The organism is Anaerotignum propionicum (genome assembly GCF_024461735.1).
Lineage (GTDB): Bacteria > Bacillota > Clostridia > Lachnospirales > Anaerotignaceae > Chakrabartyella.
In genome coordinates, this window is sequence record NZ_JANGAD010000007.1 from 94,044 (window position 1) to 111,944 (window position 17,901).

Sequence of the window (17,901 nt, forward strand, 5' to 3'; positions counted from 1 at the left end):
TTCTGTTATTATTTTACTCGGATTGATCAATGATTGCAACCTCTTTGTATTCTATGGAAAATCAATTCTTGAAGAATTGTTATACATAAGAAGAAAAGACAGCAAGTATGCTGTCTTTTCGAGTTTAACATTAGTCAACTTTGATAATTGTCTTTTTGTTATATGCGCCACAAGCCTTGCAAACCTGATGAGGAGTCATCAGTTCACCACACTTGCTGCATTTTACCAAGCTAGGAGTTGCAATTTTCCAACTCTGTGCTTTTCTCTTATCTCTTTTAGATTTCGACACTCGTCCCTTGGGTACAGCCATTTCTACACCTCCTCGTCAACATTGAAAAGAGTCCTTAAACTTTCAAATCTCGGATCTATATAGGTTGTATCGCATTCGCACACACCTTCATTTAGATTCTTTCCGCAAACGGGGCAAAGCCCTTTACAATGATCGCTGCAAAGAACCTTCATAGGTAAAGCACAAAGAATACCCCTTCTGACAAAGTCCGCAAGATCAATTTGATCCCCCGAAAAAGTTTCTGTCTCTTCGTTTCCTCTGCCTGTATGAGCAAAACGTTCCTTGATCTCGAAGCAAAGCTCTTTTCTGACAGGTGCAAGACAACGGTCACACCGAAGGTTGACCTCTGTATTGCCCTTTGCTTCAAAAACGAAAATTTCATTCTCGTTTTTAAGAGTTCCCTCTAACTTTACAGGCTGCAAAAATTCCACAACATCGGGATAATCCGACGTATCATTGATTTGCTCAGCTAGCATAACGGGAATTGATAATCCGTTTCTGCTAAACAATTGAGCCATTCCAAGTAACATTCAAATCACCCCATAGTCGTACCTAAAATATTATACTGAAAGGCTTCTTATTTGTCAAGAAGTTCCTTCGTATCTCTTGCAATTACCAATTCTTCGTTGGTAGGGATAACCAAAACTCTTACTCTGGAATCAGGAGCAGAGATTTCCATTGCTTTTCCTCTTAAACAATTGTTGTAAGAGTCGATGTGAACACCAAGGTAACCCAAGTAGTCACAAATTAATCTTCTTGTAGGGCCGGAATTTTCGCCCAAACCAGCTGTAAATACAATACAATCAACGCCGTTCATTGCTGCAGCATATGCACCAATTCTTTTTGCAACCTTATAAGAAAATACATCTAAAGCTGCTTCTGCTCTTGCATTGCCATGCTCGCTTGCATCTTCAATATCACGGAAGTCACTAGAAACGCCAGAGATACCCAAAACGCCAGATTTTTTATTTAAGATATTATCCATTTCCTGAGGAGTCAATTTTTCTTTTTCCATCAAGAAAGTGATAACAGCAGCATCAACGTCACCAGCTCTGGTTCCCATTACAAGGCCTTCCAAAGGTGTGAAGCCCATGGTAGTATCGATGGATTTACCGTTTCTTACCGCACAGATGGAACCACCGTTGCCCAAGTGGCAAGTAATGGTTTTTGTTTGATCATAAGGTCTGTCCAACATTTTTGCAGCTTCTTCGGAAACGTATCTATGGCTTGTCCCGTGGAAGCCGTATCTTCTGATTTTATATTTTTCATAATATTCGTAAGGAATTGCATAAAGGTATGCTCTTTCTGGCATTGTCTGGTGGAAAGCTGTATCAAATACACCAACCTGAGGCACGCCGGGCATAATTCTTTCGCAAGCTGCAATACCGATTAAGTTTGCAGGATTGTGCAAAGGAGCAAGCTCGCTGCATTTTTCCAAAGCTTCTTTCACTGCATCATCAATGACAACGGAGCTTGAGAAGTATTCACCACCATGTACTACACGGTGGCCAACTGCGTTGATTTCAGTCATGCTCTTTACTACACCGTAAACGGGATTTGTCAAAGCTTCCATAACTTTGCCTACTGCAACATCATGATCTGCCAAGTAGTCATTAAAAACAACATCTTCTTTATCAGTAGGCTGGTGTTTCAATTTGGAACCTTCGATACCGATTCTTTCGCAAAGACCTTTTGCCAATACCACTTCGCCTTCCATGTCGAAAAGCTGGTATTTCAAAGAGGAACTGCCGCAGTTCAATACAAGAATTTTCATTATTTTCTCTCCTTCATTATTTACCTTTTTCTTACATAAACTTTATTATTTTGAATCGCTTTCAAATTGAAAAGCGAACAAGAAACATGTGGAGAATTATTTACCCATTACATGAGCTTGTACAGCTGTCATAGCAACAACTGCCACAATATCATTTGCAGAGCAGCCTCTGGATAAATCATTTACAGGTTTTGCAATACCCTGAAGCACAGGTCCGAAAGCTTCTGCCTTACCAAATCTCTGTACTAATTTATAGCCGATATTACCAGCGTCAATGTCAGGGAATACCAAGCAGTTTGCCTTACCAGCAACGGGGCTTGTAGGTGCTTTTAATTCGCCAACTTCTTTTACGATTGCAGCATCCAACTGGATTTCGCCATCCAATTTGATTTCAGGATATTTTTCCTTCGCAATTTTTACTGCCTCTACTACTTTTGTAACATCAGCATGCTTTGCAGAACCCATTGTGGAATGGCTCAACATTGCAACTCTTGCTTCTTTGCCCACGAATGCAGCATAGGATTTTGCGGAGTCGCCTGCGATACAAGCCAATTCTGCAGGAGTGGGGTTCTGATTAAGTGCACAGTCAGCAAACAATAAAATGCCGTCATCACCGTATTCAGGTGTCTGTGTTACCATAATAAAGAAGGAAGACACCAATTCTGTGCCAGGTGCAGTTTTTAAAATCTGCAATGCAGGACGCAGCGTATCAGCAGTAGAATGGATTGCGCCGGAAACCATACCATCTGCAACGCCCATTTTAACCAGCATAACACCTACAAACATGGAATCATCCAAAAGAAGTTTTTTTGCTTCTTCCAATGTCATGCCTTTGCTTTTTCTTGCTTCTGCAAGGCCTGCAACCATTTCATCCATTCTATCATAAATTTCGGGATCTACGAAAATTGCCTTGGAAACATCAAAGCTGCCTGCTGCTTCCATGATTTTTTCTTTATTACCGATTAATACGATTTCTGCTAATCCATCCTTTAAGCATTCGGCTGCTGCTTCCAGGTTTCTTTTTTCATAGGATTCGGGCAAAACGATTACTTTCTTATTGGCTCTCGCCTTTTCTTTCATTAGTGTCAAAAAGTCCACGGTAAAAAACCTCCTAGTTGATTGTAGAATTTCTTTTGTTACCCACATCTCTATTATTATAAACAAAATGTCCCACAGGTACAAGGGCAAAGACATAAAAAAATGGCTGAAATTTACTCATTTTTTCAGCCAAGTCGCATCTTTTTGCTATATAAATAATTGCAGGTTCTTAATTATAATTGATATGATTTCGTTATGCAATGACAGGAAATTCCATAAAAAAAGTGGTACCCATATACTCTCGGCTTTCAATGCGGATGCTTCCACCCAAAGCGGAGATTGTTGCATTTACAACATCAAGACCTACCCCTCTGCCTGAAAACATTGTGGCTCTGCTTTTGGTAGTAAAACCAGGACGCAACAAAAAAGCAAAAATTTCGTTGTCCTCATATTCTTCTTCTGGTTTTTTCAAAAGACCCTTTTCATGCGCTGTTTCTAATATGCCATGCTTATCTAAACCTCGTCCGTCATCTCGGAAAACGACAAAGACCCTTTGTCCAGCTTTTTGAATTTCTAAAGAAATTTCTCCAATGGGAGTTTTGCCTAGTTGTTCACGAACGGAAGTGCTTTCTAACCCATGATCCATACTATTTTTCATCATCTGTAAAACGGCCATGGAGATTTTGTCGAAAATATCCCTTGGAACTTCTGTATCTGCTCCGGAAACTTTCACTGTAAACTCCTTTGAAAGCTCTCTTCCCATAATGTTGGCGAGGCGTTCCATTTGGGGGATGAGGGAAGCAAAGTTTGTGTAAGGAATAATTTGTTTTCCCTTACGAGTATAGGCAATTTGGTAGCTTGGGCCTTCCGGTTCATTTTCGTTATCAACATGGGCTAAAAAATTTTTAATTCTTCGTACCACAGCCCAACCAAAATCGGTAACCTCTTCATCGGTTTCCATTCGGCGCAGTTCCCGTTTCATAAATCCGGATACCATACGCAGTAGTTGTAAAATGGTTTTCAAATCTTTTTGTGCTGGGTTTTCTTCTTCGCGCAAATAAGAGAACAAGTCCTCCGCGCTATGGGCTGTTTCTGAAATAGAGGGATATCCCATCATGGATGCAGAGCCTTTGATGCTATGCATAGTGCGGAATAGACCATCTACCTCTTCCCTGGATACGGAAAAGTCTTCTTCTTTTGCCTTTTCTTCTATGAAGCTGTCAATCTTATCAATGTTTTTCCAAGATTCCTCGACAAAGATGTCTTGCAGGAAATCTGGTTTTTCTAAAAACTTTTCCACGTTATCATCCTCAAATCATAAACTATTATTAAAAGTATATCCTTTTTTTAGATAAATTTCCAGATAAATTTTTAACGATTTTTTAATATTTCTTACGGTTTTTTTTGTTATATCACATATAAATGTAACAATTCATTTTATATGCAATTTGTTATTTATTTACCATTTAAATAATTCAAGGTTTTTCTAATATCTAAAAGAATAAAAGTGGCTGATTTTAGGCGGTTTTAAATATAAACATTTTAAGTTTACTGGATTTTGGCGTTTTTAGAGGTTAGTGAAAAACAATGCACAAAAATACACAAGCTTTTTTTAATTTGAATAGTTAACAAGTAATAAGTTGAAATAAAAAGCTACGAAGAAAAATATAATCATGAAAATGTATACTTGTAAAATATTGTCGAAATATTATCAATAATATATTTGTGTTTTATAATGCTATAAATCGACATTATATATTTATGTATAGTATAATTTCAAAACAAGTTCCATGACATCAACTGATACTTTTTATGGGATTCAGTATTTATTTGTTTCTCATTGTAATTTGGGTAATCATAGTAAAAAAAGTGATGGATACACCTATATTAACAGGTTCTTTTCAGGGTACATATTCCTATGAAGGGTATACAGTAAGCGTCACTGATACGAATGAATTTTACTTAATGAATCAGGTATTAGGTATTTATATTAAGGGAGAATACGAAAGAGAAGCTGAAAACGTTTATTATTTAGAGGGAGCAGGCATTCAAAGTCAGGAAATAAGATTGAAAAACAAGGTTTTTATTCTTGTTTTTGATGGAAACGAAATGAAGTTTACCAAAATATCTGATTCGGCTATGTTTATAGAAGGTTTAGAAGATTTGGTATTAGAATATAAAGGGAAGTTGAAAGTTCCGAAATAACGGAGTAAATTGAGCCTATCTAATAAAGATGGGCAATTTTTTGCCGAAAAACCCCTCAAAAGTTTCACTATTTTTACGGTTTTCTACTGACAAATGGGAGCAAATGGGTTATAGTATTGAAAGAAAAATAAAGAATAATTGAGGAGGTTAATGATATGGACGAATCAGTAGTAATGAATGTAATTGCAGAGCAGATGAATATATCGGCGGATACTTTAACACCTGATACTGTTTTTGCGGATTTGGGTGCGGATTCTTTAGATTTATTTCAGATTATTTCTGCTTTAGAGGAAGCTTTCGATATGGAATTTGAAAATGACGAAGCGGAAAAAATCAAAACCATTGGTGATGCAATTGCCTATATTAAAAATGTATTGGAGAACTAAGTATGAATCATTTAAATCTGGAGGAGTTCGAGCGAAAGATAGAGTACTCTTTTACGGATAAAAGCTTATTGGTGTTAGCTTTGACCCACAGCTCCTATGCCAATGAGTTGAAAAAGGGCAGTCATGAAAACAACGAACGCTTGGAATTTTTGGGTGATGCCGTTTTGGACATGGTGGTAAGCGAGTATATGTATCGTTTTTTTCCACAGATGCCTGAGGGTGAGCTGACGAAGCTTAGGGCAGCAGTAGTTTGTGAGGGGTCATTAGCGGCTTTATCCCGTAAGCTGGGCTTAGGACGCTGTATTTTGCTGGGCAAAGGAGAAGAGAGTACTGGTGGAAGAAACCGAGACTCTATTTTGGCGGATGTATTTGAGGCCATTATCGGTGCTGTTTGCATTGATGGAGGCATTGAGGCGGCGACCAGCTATGTAATGCGTTTTATGGAAGAGCAAATTGCTAACACTAAGAACAACTTTAAGAGCTTAGATGGAAAGACCCATTTACAAGAAGTCATTCAAAAAATAAGTAAGGTTCCTTTGCTTTATAAAATTGTAGATGAACAAGGCCCAGACCATAATAAGATATTTCTGGCTCAGGTTACCCACGATGGCCGTGTTTTGGGCAAGGGAAGTGGACGCAGTAAGAAAGAGGCGGAGCAAAATGCCGCAAATAACGCATTGGAGCATATGAACGGTTGACAACGGCATATGCTCGAGGGCGCTGTATCGTAAACTCCGGTGGAACCATTCTATCGGAGTTTTTTATGAAGAAAAAAAGTTATATGATTTGTAAGGATGAATAATACACAAGAAAATAAAGTATGTATGGTAAACATAGCATTAAAGTGGCTTTTTCCACACATAATAGGGCTGTAAACGGCATTGAATCCAATACTGTCAGGATTATTATGGAAAAGGCAATGTCGAAGGGAGGAAAAAAGATGGGTAAGCTAGATGGACTAGGTGGGGATAAGGTTTTTTACTACTTTGAAGAAATATGTAAAATTCCCCATGGAAGTGAAAATGAAACGGCTTTAAGCGATTATATTGTAGCTTTTGCAAAGGAAAGAGGTCTATATTTCCGTCAGGACAAGAGCCGCAATGTTTTGATTAAAAAAAGTGGGTCGAAGGGATATGAAGAGGTACCTCCTGTAATTCTTCAGGGTCATATTGATATGGTCTGTGAGAAAAATGCAGGAACGGAAATGGATTTCTTGAAGGATCCTTTAGACATATATATAGAAGACGGGTTTATTCATGCCAGAGGAACAACGTTGGGCGGTGATGATGGGATTGCCGTGGCGTATATGTTGGCTCTTTTGGATGATAATACATTGGAGCACCCACCCATTGAAGCCCTTTTTACTGTTGAAGAGGAAATCGGCATGGGGGGCGCAAGAGCTTTTGAGCCCTTTGATGTAGAGGGTAAGCGGCTTTTAAATATGGATACGGAGGAAGAGGGCGTTTTACTTTCCGGTTGCGCGGGAGGCAGGCGGGTAAGGGTTTATCTGCCAGCAGAACGTATGGATAATCCTGTAGGAAAAGCTGCATATCAAATTTCCATCCGTGGATTAAAGGGAGGCCATTCCGGGTCTGATATTCATTTGCAAAGAGCCAGTGCCAACCGATTGATGGGCAGAGTTTTATGTATGTTACAGGAAAAGGAAACATTTTCATTAGCCAGTGTGGATGGTGGGAACATGGACAATGCCATTTGCCGAGAGGCGGAGGCAGTTGTTGTATTTGATAAGGAAAAAGAAGATGGGATAAGAGAATATTTAATGAAAATAGAAAATATTCTCAAGGAGGAATATAATTCCTGTGAGCCGTCTATAACTATATCAATAGAACTTTTGAGGGAAGCTGTTTTTCAGGTTTTTACTGAAGATACAAAAAACAAAGTCATTTATACTTTATTGCTTTTGCCTTATGGTGTGCAAACCATGAGCATGGAAATGGAAGGTTTGGTTGAAAGCTCAAATAATATTGGGATTGTAAAAACCACTGCTGAATATATCTATTTTGATAACGCAGTTAGAAGTTCTGTGGAAAGCAGAAAAGAGTTAATTTGTCAGAAAATCCATGCCATTGCCAATCTTTGTGGAGCCAGGGTCGAGGAAGTAAATGATTATCCAGGATGGAGGTTCAATCCGGATTCTGAAATGTTAAGGTTGTTTGCGAAAACCTACCAAGAGATGTACGGTAGGGAAGCAGAAATTGCTGCAATTCATGCCGGTTTGGAATGTGGGTTGTTTTCCGAAAAGATACCCAATTTGGACATGGTTTCCATTGGGCCGGAGATGCACGACGTGCATACCCCTGACGAGCGCCTTTCGGTGGCTTCCACTATTCGTGTTTGGGAATATTTAAAGGAAGTATTAAAAAAAATGGATCACTAAAATTTAAGGAATGGTGAAGATATGCGACTGCCTTGGAATAAAAAGTATTTGGTCATCTCCTTTCATGTAATTTTTACCGTAAGTATTTTAGTTATTTTGGGGATGCTTTTGTTTCAGCTTTCCGAGGCGAAAAATGTCGTAACTCAGACGGCGAGGGGAATCCTCGCCGTTTTTGCTCCCCTTTTGTGGGCGATTTTCTTTTCGGTATTATTTGAACCCCTTACCCACTTCTTACAAAGGCAGTATGAAAAACGTTTGTCAGCAATACAACGCAGTAAAATCAAGAACAGAAAGGTAGGAACGGGAGCAGCCTATATTATTATCTTTGTAGTATTATTTTTAGGGGGGAGATGGGCAGCAAAGGGTTTAGGAGCGGCAGATTTAGAAGGGCTGGCGGAGCAGTTATCCGCTTTTGTCAGGAAAATTGGAGATTATTTGGTATTGATGAATTTGAAGCTGGCAGAGCTAGGTGTTTTACAAAATGTGGAAGGAATTTTATCTGCTTGGACAGAGAATGCAACCCTTTGGATACAGGAAAAAATTATGGGTATCACTGCATATATACCGCAAATTGGAAATAGCTTAATTGATATTACCATAGGGCTCACGGTGGCTTTTTATTTTCTTATGGAAAAGGAAATGATATTAAGCTATTTAAGGGAATTCTCTTTGCTATTATTTGGAGAAAAGGCAACACGACGGATTCGCAGAGCGTCTTTGGAGGTCAACAATGTAATCATGGGGTATTTAGGCGGACAGATGACGGATGCTGTAATCATGGCCATTTTGTTTTCTATATCCTTTACAATAGTTGGTTTGCCCTACGGGGTTGTGTTGGGGTTAATTTCAGGCTTTTCGAACTTAATACCTTATTTTGGGGCATTTATTGCCTTTATTTTGGCCATCATGGCGGGGCTTTTGAGTGGAGAATCTATCCGAGCATTATATGCTTCCATACTCATTTTAATTTTACAACAGATTGATAGTGTTTATATTGTTCCTAAGGTTGTTGGAAAAAAAGTTGAAATGCATCCCGTTTTAGTATTATTGTCCCTGGCTATATTTGGAAGGATTTTTGGATTCTGGGGATTGTTGTTTGCTGTTCCTTTGGGCGCTTTAATCAATAATTTTTTCGTTTGGTTCATAAGGAAAAAGCAAGGGGGACTGGATGTTTGGTGATGTTTCAAAAAATGTTTGCTTTTTTATAATAACACAGAGAAGATAGAAAAAGGCGTCGATTATCGACGCCTTTTTAAAAAGTACAGGGGGTAGCAGTGTATATCTAAAATATAAGAATTCCGGAATATATTTTTTCCTTGGAAATTTCGTTATGTGACATAGCGTGTAATGCTGTTTTATTTAAAAATTTGGATTTACAAAGTTCTCGTAGTATGAGACGAATAGAATAGTCAAAGGGAAATATTTTTATGGTTGGTTGGCAGGAAGAACCTTTCAGATGAAATAAAAGCTTTGGATATTGAAAAAGCTTTGTATTTTGTTTATAATGTAGTTGTAAAGTGTGGAGAAAGCCCTCTATTTTAGGGTCAGTATAGAAAGGTGGTATTGCCAATGAAAGGATTGGTAACGCAAGAAAGAGGAAATATGGTTAAGGTTCATATTATTCGTCAGGAGGCTTGTGGACATTGTAAAGCATGTTTTTCCGGCTATATTGAGCAGGATATGGATATTGATGCCAAGAACCTTTGCGAGGCTGAGGTGGGAGATTGGGTTGAGTTGGAATTACAGGATAATGCTTTTTTAAAGGCGATTTTGATTAGCTATGGCATTCCTCTGATTGGATTTTTCATTGGGTTGTTTTTTGGCTATTTCGTGGTTAGTCCTATGGTACCCCTACCCCAAAGCTTAGTATCCTTTACTTTGGGTATGGCAGGTGTTTTAATTAGCTATGCCTGGATTAAAAGTCAAAATCCTAGATGGGAAGGTGGAAAATATTTGCCTTTGGCAGTTCGCTTAACCTCTGAGGGGTATGGACAGTAAGAAAATATTTAAACTGAAAAGAATATAAAATCAAGAGGGTGTCTACTTAAAGGACGCCCTCAAGCAATCTCAATCGAGGTTGCTTTTTTATTTAAGTCATTAGAATCTGTTTTTTAAAAGATCTTATTATGGGTATATTGCAATAATAAAATTTTCTATTATTTGTCCCCATTAGGCAGAACCATTGTCCTATTTTTTCATACTATGAATCAAAGGAGATGATTTTATGAAGGAACGGGCAATGGCTCTTTGCATGGAGGGAGAAAATTGTTCCCGTGCTATTTTAAGGGCTGCATCAGAAACATTTGGGTTTCCTCTATCCGAAGAATTATTAATGAGCTGTAATGCAATTAGTGCTGGTTTTGGCGTTGGGGGAATATGCAGTGCATTGGTTGCCGGGGTCATGGTTTTGGGGATTTTATTTCCTATAGAGGAGGCAAAGCAGAAAAGCCTGATCTTACTTTGCAGAGCACAAGGAAATTGGAATTGCGTTGACTGCTGTAGACTTTCTGCCAGAAGAGAAAATTGCAACGATTTGATTGGAGAAATTGCACAAATGCTAGAGGAGATTATTCGTGAAGCTTAAAAACGGCATGATAGATATCCTATGTCATGTCATTTTGAATTTTACAAAATACGCAACTTCTAAGGCGGTCAAGCTTTTATCATTAATAATATTAAAAAGAAAAGACCGTATCACAAAAATGCTATTTGATTCTTGTGATACGGTTTTTTGTTTGGAAAATTTATTCTAGTCCTAAAAAATCGGCTACAGATGGATATCTTTTAACCAATATTCGGATGGTGGTCAATCTATGATTTCTTCCGTATCCTCTACTTGACTGGGGGATGACTCCATTAAAGGTAATGACATTTCATGAGGTTGTGGAGAGATATTTTCTGCCGCTTGAAGTACTTCATAATTATCTTCAGTAGGTTCTGATTGAATATTTTGTATAGATGCCATGCGTTGTTTTTCTGCTTGTGCCGCATGGATTGATTGCTTGAGCTTTTTATTCTCTTGACGCAACGTCTCAAGCTCTCCTTCCAAACGAGAAATCTGAGCTTTCCATCGTGCATTCACCTCTGTGATTTCATCACTACGCTGAGCCAGAAGAGCAGTCAATTCTTCCATTTGTTGTATTTGGGAGTTCTGAACAGATGTAGATTTTCTTTGCATTTTTTGCAGTGACGCCTCTTGCCCAAAAGGATTGTTCTGTGTTTCTTGGGTAAAAGGATTAGACTGTGGTTCTTGGGCAAATCGAGAGTATTGTATTTCTTGTTCAAAAGGGACGCGCTGTGCTTGCGCAACCTCTACAAATGGGTTAGAATGGCTCTCTTGCCCAAAGGAAATGGGCTGTGCCTGAGATTCTTGCGTAAAGCGGCTTGGCTGTGTCCCTTGTTTCAAAGGTGTACGCAGGGGTTGTGTATCTTGGGTAAACTGTGATGGTTGTGTTCGTGTTTCTTGGACATAGGGAATGCCTTGGGGCTGTGCATCCTGAGTGAACCGGCGTGGTTGTGGTTCTTGCGTGTAGTAAAGAGGTGGGGATGCTTTTTCCTGTTTCCCAGGAAGGGGCTGTGTTTCCTGTTCAAAAGGCAGTGCTTGAATCTGTTGTATAGATTCCGATGCATTCACCAAAAGGAAAGGGTTGAAATTTCTGGATAAATCCCCATAGGTCTCCATGGCGTTGCATTCCAAGGTGTCTGCATTTGTCAGCTCACCTTTAAAGCATTGTGACGGAAAGCTACCTGTATAGTGTTCCACCACTCCAAATGTTGCACCATTGTTTTCCGAAATACAGCGCAATGGCCGGCCGTTGGCAGTCCACATTAACATGACTTTTCCATTTTCCAAAAATGCCATGGCGTTATCACAATTTGTGTCTTCCCAAAGTACACGAGGGGTGCTGACTGCTGTTGTTTGCTTGTATTGATAAATAACTTGTGTGCGGAACATATTACGGGTAATATACAGAATATGAATACGCTCCATATCGTTTACTACGGAAATATCAACAAAATTAGTTTGTGTTTGAATTAGTGGCGTTAGGCTTCCCAGGGTATATGGGCTAAGAAGCATTTCCCGTGCGCACCATGTATTTCTGGCGGTTCTATAATATAGAATGATGTGTTCCTTGCTTAAGCGCCGTGCAAGGAAAATGGTTCTTCCAAAGGGGATGAAACGGTCAATTTGTGAAGGGGTTTCCCACCGTCCGTTTCGAAAAGCGCAATAAACCAAAGAATCAATCCCTTTGGCTTCTGTTGGCAAATGATAGATAATATGTAAAGTGTTTTCTGTTGGAACAATAAAGAATTTTGGATTACTAGAACTGATTGTAATGCCGTTTAAAGGTTCATGCTCCCAATTCACAAAATCTTTGGAGGAAGCGATGTTTAAAGTTCCACCTGCTGTGGTATAAAGGACATAGCATACCTCTCCATACTGGCAAACAGAAAAGGTTGAACCGATTCTTTCCGCTAAGATTTGCGGGGTTGACCAGCCTGTACTTGTATTTGACCGGAAAAAAAGAATATTACTTTGGCGATAAAAAAGACAGAAAAATCCGCTTGGCATTTTTAGATATTTAACATTGGGGTTTTGCATAGAAACGCTCCCTTGAATTTTTTTATCAGTTTATGCATGAAACGGGGGAAAAAGAATAGAAGGGTGAAAGATTGCTAGATGGGAGGTTAAATTTGATGAAGGGATTCCCTATAGGAGTATCTTTTGATATACTTGAAATACTGTAGAAAAGAGTATTGAAAGCATAGAGATAACAAGGAGAAAAAGCTACAAATGAGGAGAGTGTTCATATGAACAAGTCATCTATTTATTTAATACATGGGTTTACTGCTTCTAGCAAGGCAAATTGGTTTCCTTGGTTGAAGGAGCAGATGAAAAATAAAGGATTTGCGCTAATTATTCCTGATATGCCTAATACCGATGACCCTCATCTCGTTCCTTGGCTGCAAAAGCTAGATGAGAGTGTTAGTAAAATTAATGAAAATACAATTTTTATTGGTCATAGCCTTGGCTGTATCACTACACTGCGCTTCATTTTGAAAAAGAGTATTTCGATAAAAGGTGCTATTCTGGTTTCCGGGTTCATGGACAAAAATCCAATGGAGATACAAAAAGAGGGATTAAATGAATTTATGTCAGGTGAAATTGATATAGAAAAGGTGAGGAGTCTTATTCCACACAGAGTGATGCTTACAGCAGTGGATGATGATATTGTGCCTATGGAGGCGACAAAAAAAATGGCGGACAAGTTGGACGCTAGACTCATTATTCTTGATAAAGGTGGGCATTTTATTGATCGGGATGGATTTACAGAATTTCCAGAGGTGGCAGCGCTGCTGGAGGAACTTATTTCGGATGAAGAATAGTCTATAGGCTAAATGAGGATTATAATAAAATGCAAGGGTGGTTGTTTTCGACAGCCACTCTTGCATTTTATTTAGAGTAACCAGGAATATAGATGATTACATGGATTCTGCCTTTGCTTTAGACTCGCAATAAATACAGCGATATACTCGATTTTCTCCATCTGTAAGTTTAAAGACATGGTCGATTTCCTGCTCTACAGAGGTGATACAACGAGGATTTTTGCATTTGATTACGTTGGTCAATCTTTGGGGCAATTGGGGATGAAATTTTTTTATTCTCTGACCGTCTTTGATCACGTTTATCGTGATATCCGGATTGATATACCCCAAGACATCTAAGTTTAGGTCAAAATCAGCATCTATTTTTATAATATCTTTTTTACCGATTTTACCGCTACTAGCGTTTTTAATTAAGGCGATGGAACAGTCTAAGGCTTCTAGGTTTAAAAGCTGATAGATTTCCATACCCTGCCCTGCCTTGATATGATCAATTACAATTCCGTTACGAATAGAGTCTATATTCATATCATTCCACCTCCAAAAGCTTCAAAATGAGTGCCATACGGATAAATTTTCCATAGAGAACCTGCTTAAAATAGCATGCCCTTGGGTCATCATCCACATCTACGGAAATTTCATTGACACGAGGCAGTGGATGCATGATGCACAGGTCCCCTTTAGCAGTAGTCAGCTTTTCTTTATTTAAGATATAACTATCTTTCAAACGTATATAATCCGCCTCATTGAAAAAGCGTTCTCTTTGTACACGGGTCATATAGAGAATATCCAAGGTCGGCATAACCTTTTCTAAGCTAGTGGTAACAGTATAAGAGATTCCTTTTTTATCTAAAATATCATTGATTATATATTCAGGTAATTTTAATTCCTCTGGTGAGATTAAAACAAAGTGAATATTTTTATAGCGGGACAAGGCATGAATTAAAGAATGCACAGTTCTGCCAAATTTTAAATCTCCGCAAAGCCCTACAGTTAAGCTGTCAAAGTGGCCTTTTTCCCGTTGTATGGTTAAAAGGTCAGTAAGGGTTTGAGTTGGATGGTTATGACCGCCATCTCCCGCATTGATAATGGGGACGGATGAATGGAGGGAAGCTACCATTGGTGCGCCTTCTTTGGGATGACGCATGGCAATAATGTCTGCATAACAGCTTACGGTTCGGATGGTATCGGAAACGCTTTCTCCTTTTGCAGCGGAGCTATTGCTTGCCGCAGAAAAGCCCAATACGTTACCCCCCAATTCCATCATTGCCGCTTCAAAGCTCAACCTTGTTCTTGTGGAAGGTTCGAAAAATAGAGTGGCAAGTTTTTTGCCGTGACACTTTTCGCTGTATTTTAAGGGAGATTCAATTATATCATTGGCAGTAGTGATTAAATCGTCAATTTCTGCAATGGAAAGGTCAACAATATCAATCAAGCTTCTCATAATGAAACATTCCTCCAGCCTTCATCACTAGGGTTATTACGGAAGGTAATTAGTTTTTTAATGTCTTCTTGTTTAATATATCCTTCTTTTGCGGCAACCTCTGCAACGGCGTCAAAGTCGGACAAACTAATGTTTTTTACGTTGGCTTCTTTCAATCGGTCTAAGCCTTTTTGCATCCCGTAAGTAAAGATGCTGACAACGCCAAGGACTTCTGCACCTGCCTCACGAAGGACATTGACAACCTCAATGACACTTCCCCCAGTAGAAATCAAGTCCTCTACAACAACCACCTTTTGGCCTTTTTCCAATTTACCTTCAATTTGGTTATTGCGACCATGATCTTTGGCGCCGGAGCGAACATAGCCCATAGGGAGGCCTAAAATATGAGCGGTGATTGCTGCATGGGCTATGCCTGCAGTACTGGTGCCCATCAAAACTTCACATTGGGGATATTCTTTACGGATGGTTTCTGCCAAAGCATTTTCTATATGGTTTCTTACTTCGGGAGCGGTTAAGGTTAGTCGATTATCACAGTAAATAGGACTTTTGATACCACTTGCCCATGTGAAGGGGTCTTCGGGGCGGAGAAATACGGCACCAATGGATAATAAGTCTTTTGCAATCAAATGTTTCATCACGCATTTCCTCCTAAAAATTCGGTTAAGCATCTTCTATATGCGGCAACAGGATCAGCGGCTTGGGTAATGGGGCGGCCTACAACAATATAATCGGAGCCTAATTCCCTTGCACGTTCAGGGGTTGCAATACGTACTTGATCACCTGCTTCTCCATCAGCAAAACGCACCCCAGGGGTGATAGTAAGGAATTTCTCGCCGCAGACCTCCTTTACCTTATTTGCTTCCCATGGGGAACAAACAATGCCATCCAAGCCAGCTTTTTTTGTATTTTTTGCATAATGCAATACGGTTTCTTCCAGGCTCTTATTAATCAAAAGGTCTGCTTGCATTCTTTCCTCGCTGGTGGAGGTGAGTTGGGTTACAGCGATTAATAGACCACGAGTACCATCTTTTTTTGTGAAGCCCTCCAGAGCTGCCTCCATCATGGCGAGGGTGCCTGATGCATGAACGTTACACAAATCCACATCTAAATCTGACAAAACTGAGATTGCTTTTTTCACAGTATTGGGAATATCATGAAGCTTTAAATCCAAGAAGATTTTATGGCCTCTTTCCTTAATTTCTTTGACGATTGCGGGGCCTTCTGCATAGAATAGCTCCATTCCGATTTTTAAAAAAGGTCTTTCTTCCTTGAAATGTTCCAGAAAGGACATGAGGTCGGCTTTGCTGTTAAAATCGCAAGCAATGATTACATCTTTACTCATTTGTGGGCACCTCCAATAATATGGTTTAGATCTTTGATTCCGTATTTTTTCATCACATGGGGTAAAGCTTCAATTATATTTTTGCAGGCGAAGGGGTCTACTAAATTCGCGGCACCAACCTGCACTGCCGTTGCACCTGCCAACATTAGTTCCACTACATCCTCAGCCGTGGATACGCCACCCATACCGATGATGGGCACTTTTACTGCTTCATATACTTGATAAACCATGCGCACTGCCACAGGAAAGATGGCTTTGCCTGAGAAGCCGCCCATTTTATTGGCAACCACAGGCTTTCCTGTTTTTAGGTCAATACGCATTCCCATTAGGGTATTGATTAAACTGATGCCATCTGCCCCTGCATCCTCACAAGCTTTTGCAATGGCTACAATATCTGTAACATTGGGGCTGAGTTTGATATAAACCGGTTTCGTGGTGACTGCCTTTACGGCTTTTGTCACCTCTGCCGCCGCTTCGGGGCTTGTACCAAAGCTCATGCCGCCATGATGCACATTGGGACAGCTTACGTTAACTTCGATGATGCCTACTTGTTCTTCCTCATTTATTCTTTCAGCGCAATATACATATTCCTCCACAGAAAAACCACTGATATTTGCAAGCACAGGCTTGTGAAAAACCTTTTTCATTTTGGGCAATTCCTCACTGATGACTTTTTCCATGCCTGGGTTTTGCAAGCCCACGGAGTTAATCATCCCTTCTGTGCATTCTGCAATTCTTGGGGTTGGGTTTCCGAAGCGAGGTTCTTTTGTGGTTCCTTTAAAGGAAAAGGAGCCTAATATATTGATGTCATAGAGCTCTGCAAATTCATAGCCGTAGCCGAAGGTTCCGCTGGCAGGAATGACGGGGTTATCTAAGGTAATACCGCTTAGGATGACTTTTGTGTTTACCATATGATTTCCTCCTTTTCCAAAACAGGGCCTTCTTTGCAAATACGTTTATTACCATACTTTGTTTGACAGGAACAACCCATGCAAGCACCAAAACCACAGCCCATTCTTTCCTCGAAGCTTAGCTGTCCGCTGGTATTGGTACATGCTGAAAGGGCTTTCAGCATTGGTTCTGGGCCACAGGTATAAAAATAAGTATACGCAGTCAGACTTTTTACAATATCGGTAACAAAGCCTTTTGTTCCAAGGGTTCCATCTGCTGTGGCGATCAGGACTTCAATGCCAAGTTGTTTAAATTCCTCTATATAAAAGGCTTCCTCTTTTGTATTAAAGCCTAGAATAACAAGAGGTGTTTTTCCTTCTGAAAGAAGGTTTTTTGCCAAGCGGTATATAGGGGGTACGCCTACACCGCCACCGATGAGCAAGGGTCGGTTACCGCTTTTTGTGGTATCATACCCATTTCCAAGACCTGTAAGAATGTCTAATGCTGAGGCAGGTTCCATTTTCCCCAAGGCCGCTGTACCTTTCCCCACAACTTTATATAAAATGGTAATGGTTTTTTCATCGTAATCACAGACAGAAATAGGACGGCGCAAAAATAGACCCTCTATTTTTATATTGATAAATTGCCCTGCTCTTGTTATAGCAGAGGTATCCCCCTCAAGCACCATGCGGTACACAGTGCTTGTAAGGGGCTCATTTTTTACTATCTTAAAGTAAGACTGATTCAAG

Annotated in this window: 20 protein-coding genes; 8 read left to right on the top strand and 12 right to left on the bottom strand. The window is 39.6% G+C overall.

Annotation, left to right across the window (positions count from 1 at the left end):
* Positions 1-130 precede the first annotated feature (130 nt).
* The 5 genes from rpmF to NE558_RS10440 form a co-directional block, all read right to left on the bottom strand.
* Positions 131-310 (bottom strand): 50S ribosomal protein L32, encoded by a 180-nt coding sequence (gene rpmF / locus NE558_RS10420; protein WP_066051981.1) that lies wholly within the window; start codon positions 308-310, stop codon positions 131-133.
* A 2-nt stretch (positions 311-312) separates the two neighbouring features.
* The gene (locus NE558_RS10425; RefSeq protein WP_256149998.1) at positions 313-819 is read right to left on the bottom strand and encodes a YceD family protein; all 507 of its coding nucleotides are present in this window, start codon (positions 817-819) and stop codon (positions 313-315) included.
* 47 nt (positions 820-866) lie between these two features.
* Positions 867-2,063, bottom strand: coding sequence for an acetate/propionate family kinase (locus NE558_RS10430; protein ID WP_256150000.1), 1,197 nt, complete (start codon positions 2,061-2,063; stop codon positions 867-869).
* Positions 2,064-2,159: 96 nt separating this feature from the next.
* A complete protein-coding gene (gene pta / locus NE558_RS10435; protein ID WP_066051973.1) occupies positions 2,160-3,161 on the bottom strand; it encodes a phosphate acetyltransferase in 1,002 nt (333 codons plus the stop codon).
* A 193-nt stretch (positions 3,162-3,354) separates the two neighbouring features.
* The gene (locus NE558_RS10440; RefSeq protein WP_256150001.1) at positions 3,355-4,401 is read right to left on the bottom strand and encodes an ATP-binding protein; all 1,047 of its coding nucleotides are present in this window, start codon (positions 4,399-4,401) and stop codon (positions 3,355-3,357) included.
* 572 nt (positions 4,402-4,973) lie between these two features.
* Here NE558_RS10440 and NE558_RS10445 point away from each other — a divergent pair.
* From NE558_RS10445 to NE558_RS10475, 7 genes are all read left to right on the top strand, one after another.
* On the top strand, positions 4,974-5,306 hold the full coding sequence (locus tag NE558_RS10445) for a hypothetical protein (RefSeq protein ID WP_256150002.1): 333 nt from the start codon (positions 4,974-4,976) through the stop codon (positions 5,304-5,306).
* A 155-nt stretch (positions 5,307-5,461) separates the two neighbouring features.
* Entirely contained in the window at positions 5,462-5,692 is a 231-nt protein-coding gene (acpP, locus tag NE558_RS10450) for an acyl carrier protein (RefSeq protein ID WP_256150003.1), read from the top strand.
* A gap of 2 nt (positions 5,693-5,694) precedes the next feature.
* Positions 5,695-6,390: a ribonuclease III gene (gene rnc / locus NE558_RS10455; RefSeq protein WP_256150004.1), complete on the top strand. Its 696-nt coding sequence runs from the start codon at positions 5,695-5,697 to the stop codon at positions 6,388-6,390.
* 242 nt (positions 6,391-6,632) lie between these two features.
* Positions 6,633-8,090 (top strand): aminoacyl-histidine dipeptidase, encoded by a 1,458-nt coding sequence (locus NE558_RS10460; protein WP_256150005.1) that lies wholly within the window; start codon positions 6,633-6,635, stop codon positions 8,088-8,090.
* A gap of 21 nt (positions 8,091-8,111) precedes the next feature.
* Positions 8,112-9,269 carry an AI-2E family transporter gene (locus tag NE558_RS10465; RefSeq protein ID WP_256150006.1) on the top strand — a complete coding sequence of 386 codons (1,158 nt, stop codon included), beginning with the start codon at positions 8,112-8,114 and terminating at the stop codon, positions 9,267-9,269.
* 390 nt (positions 9,270-9,659) lie between these two features.
* The gene (locus NE558_RS10470) at positions 9,660-10,088 is read left to right on the top strand and encodes a SoxR reducing system RseC family protein (protein ID WP_256150007.1); all 429 of its coding nucleotides are present in this window, start codon (positions 9,660-9,662) and stop codon (positions 10,086-10,088) included.
* A gap of 226 nt (positions 10,089-10,314) precedes the next feature.
* On the top strand, positions 10,315-10,674 hold the full coding sequence (locus NE558_RS10475; RefSeq protein WP_256150008.1) for a C-GCAxxG-C-C family protein: 360 nt from the start codon (positions 10,315-10,317) through the stop codon (positions 10,672-10,674).
* 222 nt (positions 10,675-10,896) lie between these two features.
* Here NE558_RS10475 and NE558_RS10480 read toward each other — a convergent pair whose 3' ends face one another.
* Positions 10,897-12,693 (bottom strand): hypothetical protein, encoded by a 1,797-nt coding sequence (locus NE558_RS10480; RefSeq protein ID WP_256150009.1) that lies wholly within the window; start codon positions 12,691-12,693, stop codon positions 10,897-10,899.
* Positions 12,694-12,902: 209 nt separating this feature from the next.
* Here NE558_RS10480 and NE558_RS10485 point away from each other — a divergent pair, with 209 nt between their 5' ends.
* The gene (locus NE558_RS10485; RefSeq protein ID WP_256150010.1) at positions 12,903-13,478 is read left to right on the top strand and encodes an RBBP9/YdeN family alpha/beta hydrolase; all 576 of its coding nucleotides are present in this window, start codon (positions 12,903-12,905) and stop codon (positions 13,476-13,478) included.
* A 96-nt stretch (positions 13,479-13,574) separates the two neighbouring features.
* On the opposite strand, the gene NE558_RS10490 is transcribed toward NE558_RS10485, so the two are convergent.
* The 6 genes from NE558_RS10490 to NE558_RS10515 are packed head-to-tail and all read right to left on the bottom strand — an operon-like array spanning position 13,575 to position 17,900.
* Positions 13,575-14,003: an aspartate carbamoyltransferase regulatory subunit gene (locus NE558_RS10490; RefSeq protein WP_256150012.1), complete on the bottom strand. Its 429-nt coding sequence runs from the start codon at positions 14,001-14,003 to the stop codon at positions 13,575-13,577.
* Position 14,004: 1 nt separating this feature from the next.
* The gene (gene pyrB / locus NE558_RS10495) at positions 14,005-14,919 is read right to left on the bottom strand and encodes an aspartate carbamoyltransferase (RefSeq protein WP_256150013.1); all 915 of its coding nucleotides are present in this window, start codon (positions 14,917-14,919) and stop codon (positions 14,005-14,007) included.
* Positions 14,916-15,554 carry an orotate phosphoribosyltransferase gene (gene pyrE / locus NE558_RS10500; protein WP_256150014.1) on the bottom strand — a complete coding sequence of 213 codons (639 nt, stop codon included), beginning with the start codon at positions 15,552-15,554 and terminating at the stop codon, positions 14,916-14,918. The genes pyrB and pyrE overlap by 4 nt, the downstream gene beginning before the upstream one ends.
* Entirely contained in the window at positions 15,554-16,261 is a 708-nt protein-coding gene (pyrF, locus tag NE558_RS10505; protein WP_256150015.1) for an orotidine-5'-phosphate decarboxylase, read from the bottom strand. The genes pyrE and pyrF overlap by 1 nt, the downstream gene beginning before the upstream one ends.
* Entirely contained in the window at positions 16,258-17,172 is a 915-nt protein-coding gene (locus NE558_RS10510) for a dihydroorotate dehydrogenase (RefSeq protein WP_256150017.1), read from the bottom strand. Before NE558_RS10510 ends, pyrF begins: the two co-directional genes overlap by 4 nt.
* Entirely contained in the window at positions 17,166-17,900 is a 735-nt protein-coding gene (locus NE558_RS10515; protein WP_256150018.1) for a dihydroorotate dehydrogenase electron transfer subunit, read from the bottom strand. Before NE558_RS10515 ends, NE558_RS10510 begins: the two co-directional genes overlap by 7 nt.
* Position 17,901: the final 1 nt, after the last annotated feature.

Bases quoted from the DNA above. Each gene is read 5' to 3' on its own strand.
- rpmF (WP_066051981.1), bottom strand. From the start codon at position 310: ATGGCTGTACCCAAGGGACGAGTGTCGAAATCTAAAAGAGATAAGAGA.
- NE558_RS10425 (WP_256149998.1), bottom strand. From the start codon at position 819: ATGTTACTTGGAATGGCTCAATTGTTTAGCAGAAACGGATTATCAATT.
- NE558_RS10430 (WP_256150000.1), bottom strand. From the start codon at position 2,063: ATGAAAATTCTTGTATTGAACTGCGGCAGTTCCTCTTTGAAATACCAG.
- NE558_RS10445 (WP_256150002.1), top strand. From the start codon at position 4,974: ATGGATACACCTATATTAACAGGTTCTTTTCAGGGTACATATTCCTAT.
- acpP (WP_256150003.1), top strand. From the start codon at position 5,462: ATGGACGAATCAGTAGTAATGAATGTAATTGCAGAGCAGATGAATATA.
- rnc (WP_256150004.1), top strand. From the start codon at position 5,695: ATGAATCATTTAAATCTGGAGGAGTTCGAGCGAAAGATAGAGTACTCT.
- NE558_RS10460 (WP_256150005.1), top strand. From the start codon at position 6,633: ATGGGTAAGCTAGATGGACTAGGTGGGGATAAGGTTTTTTACTACTTT.
- NE558_RS10465 (WP_256150006.1), top strand. From the start codon at position 8,112: ATGCGACTGCCTTGGAATAAAAAGTATTTGGTCATCTCCTTTCATGTA.
- NE558_RS10470 (WP_256150007.1), top strand. From the start codon at position 9,660: ATGAAAGGATTGGTAACGCAAGAAAGAGGAAATATGGTTAAGGTTCAT.
- NE558_RS10475 (WP_256150008.1), top strand. From the start codon at position 10,315: ATGAAGGAACGGGCAATGGCTCTTTGCATGGAGGGAGAAAATTGTTCC.
- NE558_RS10480 (WP_256150009.1), bottom strand. From the start codon at position 12,693: ATGCAAAACCCCAATGTTAAATATCTAAAAATGCCAAGCGGATTTTTC.
- NE558_RS10485 (WP_256150010.1), top strand. From the start codon at position 12,903: ATGAACAAGTCATCTATTTATTTAATACATGGGTTTACTGCTTCTAGC.
- NE558_RS10490 (WP_256150012.1), bottom strand. From the start codon at position 14,003: ATGAATATAGACTCTATTCGTAACGGAATTGTAATTGATCATATCAAG.
- pyrB (WP_256150013.1), bottom strand. From the start codon at position 14,919: ATGAGAAGCTTGATTGATATTGTTGACCTTTCCATTGCAGAAATTGAC.
- pyrE (WP_256150014.1), bottom strand. From the start codon at position 15,554: ATGAAACATTTGATTGCAAAAGACTTATTATCCATTGGTGCCGTATTT.
- pyrF (WP_256150015.1), bottom strand. From the start codon at position 16,261: ATGAGTAAAGATGTAATCATTGCTTGCGATTTTAACAGCAAAGCCGAC.
- NE558_RS10510 (WP_256150017.1), bottom strand. From the start codon at position 17,172: ATGGTAAACACAAAAGTCATCCTAAGCGGTATTACCTTAGATAACCCC.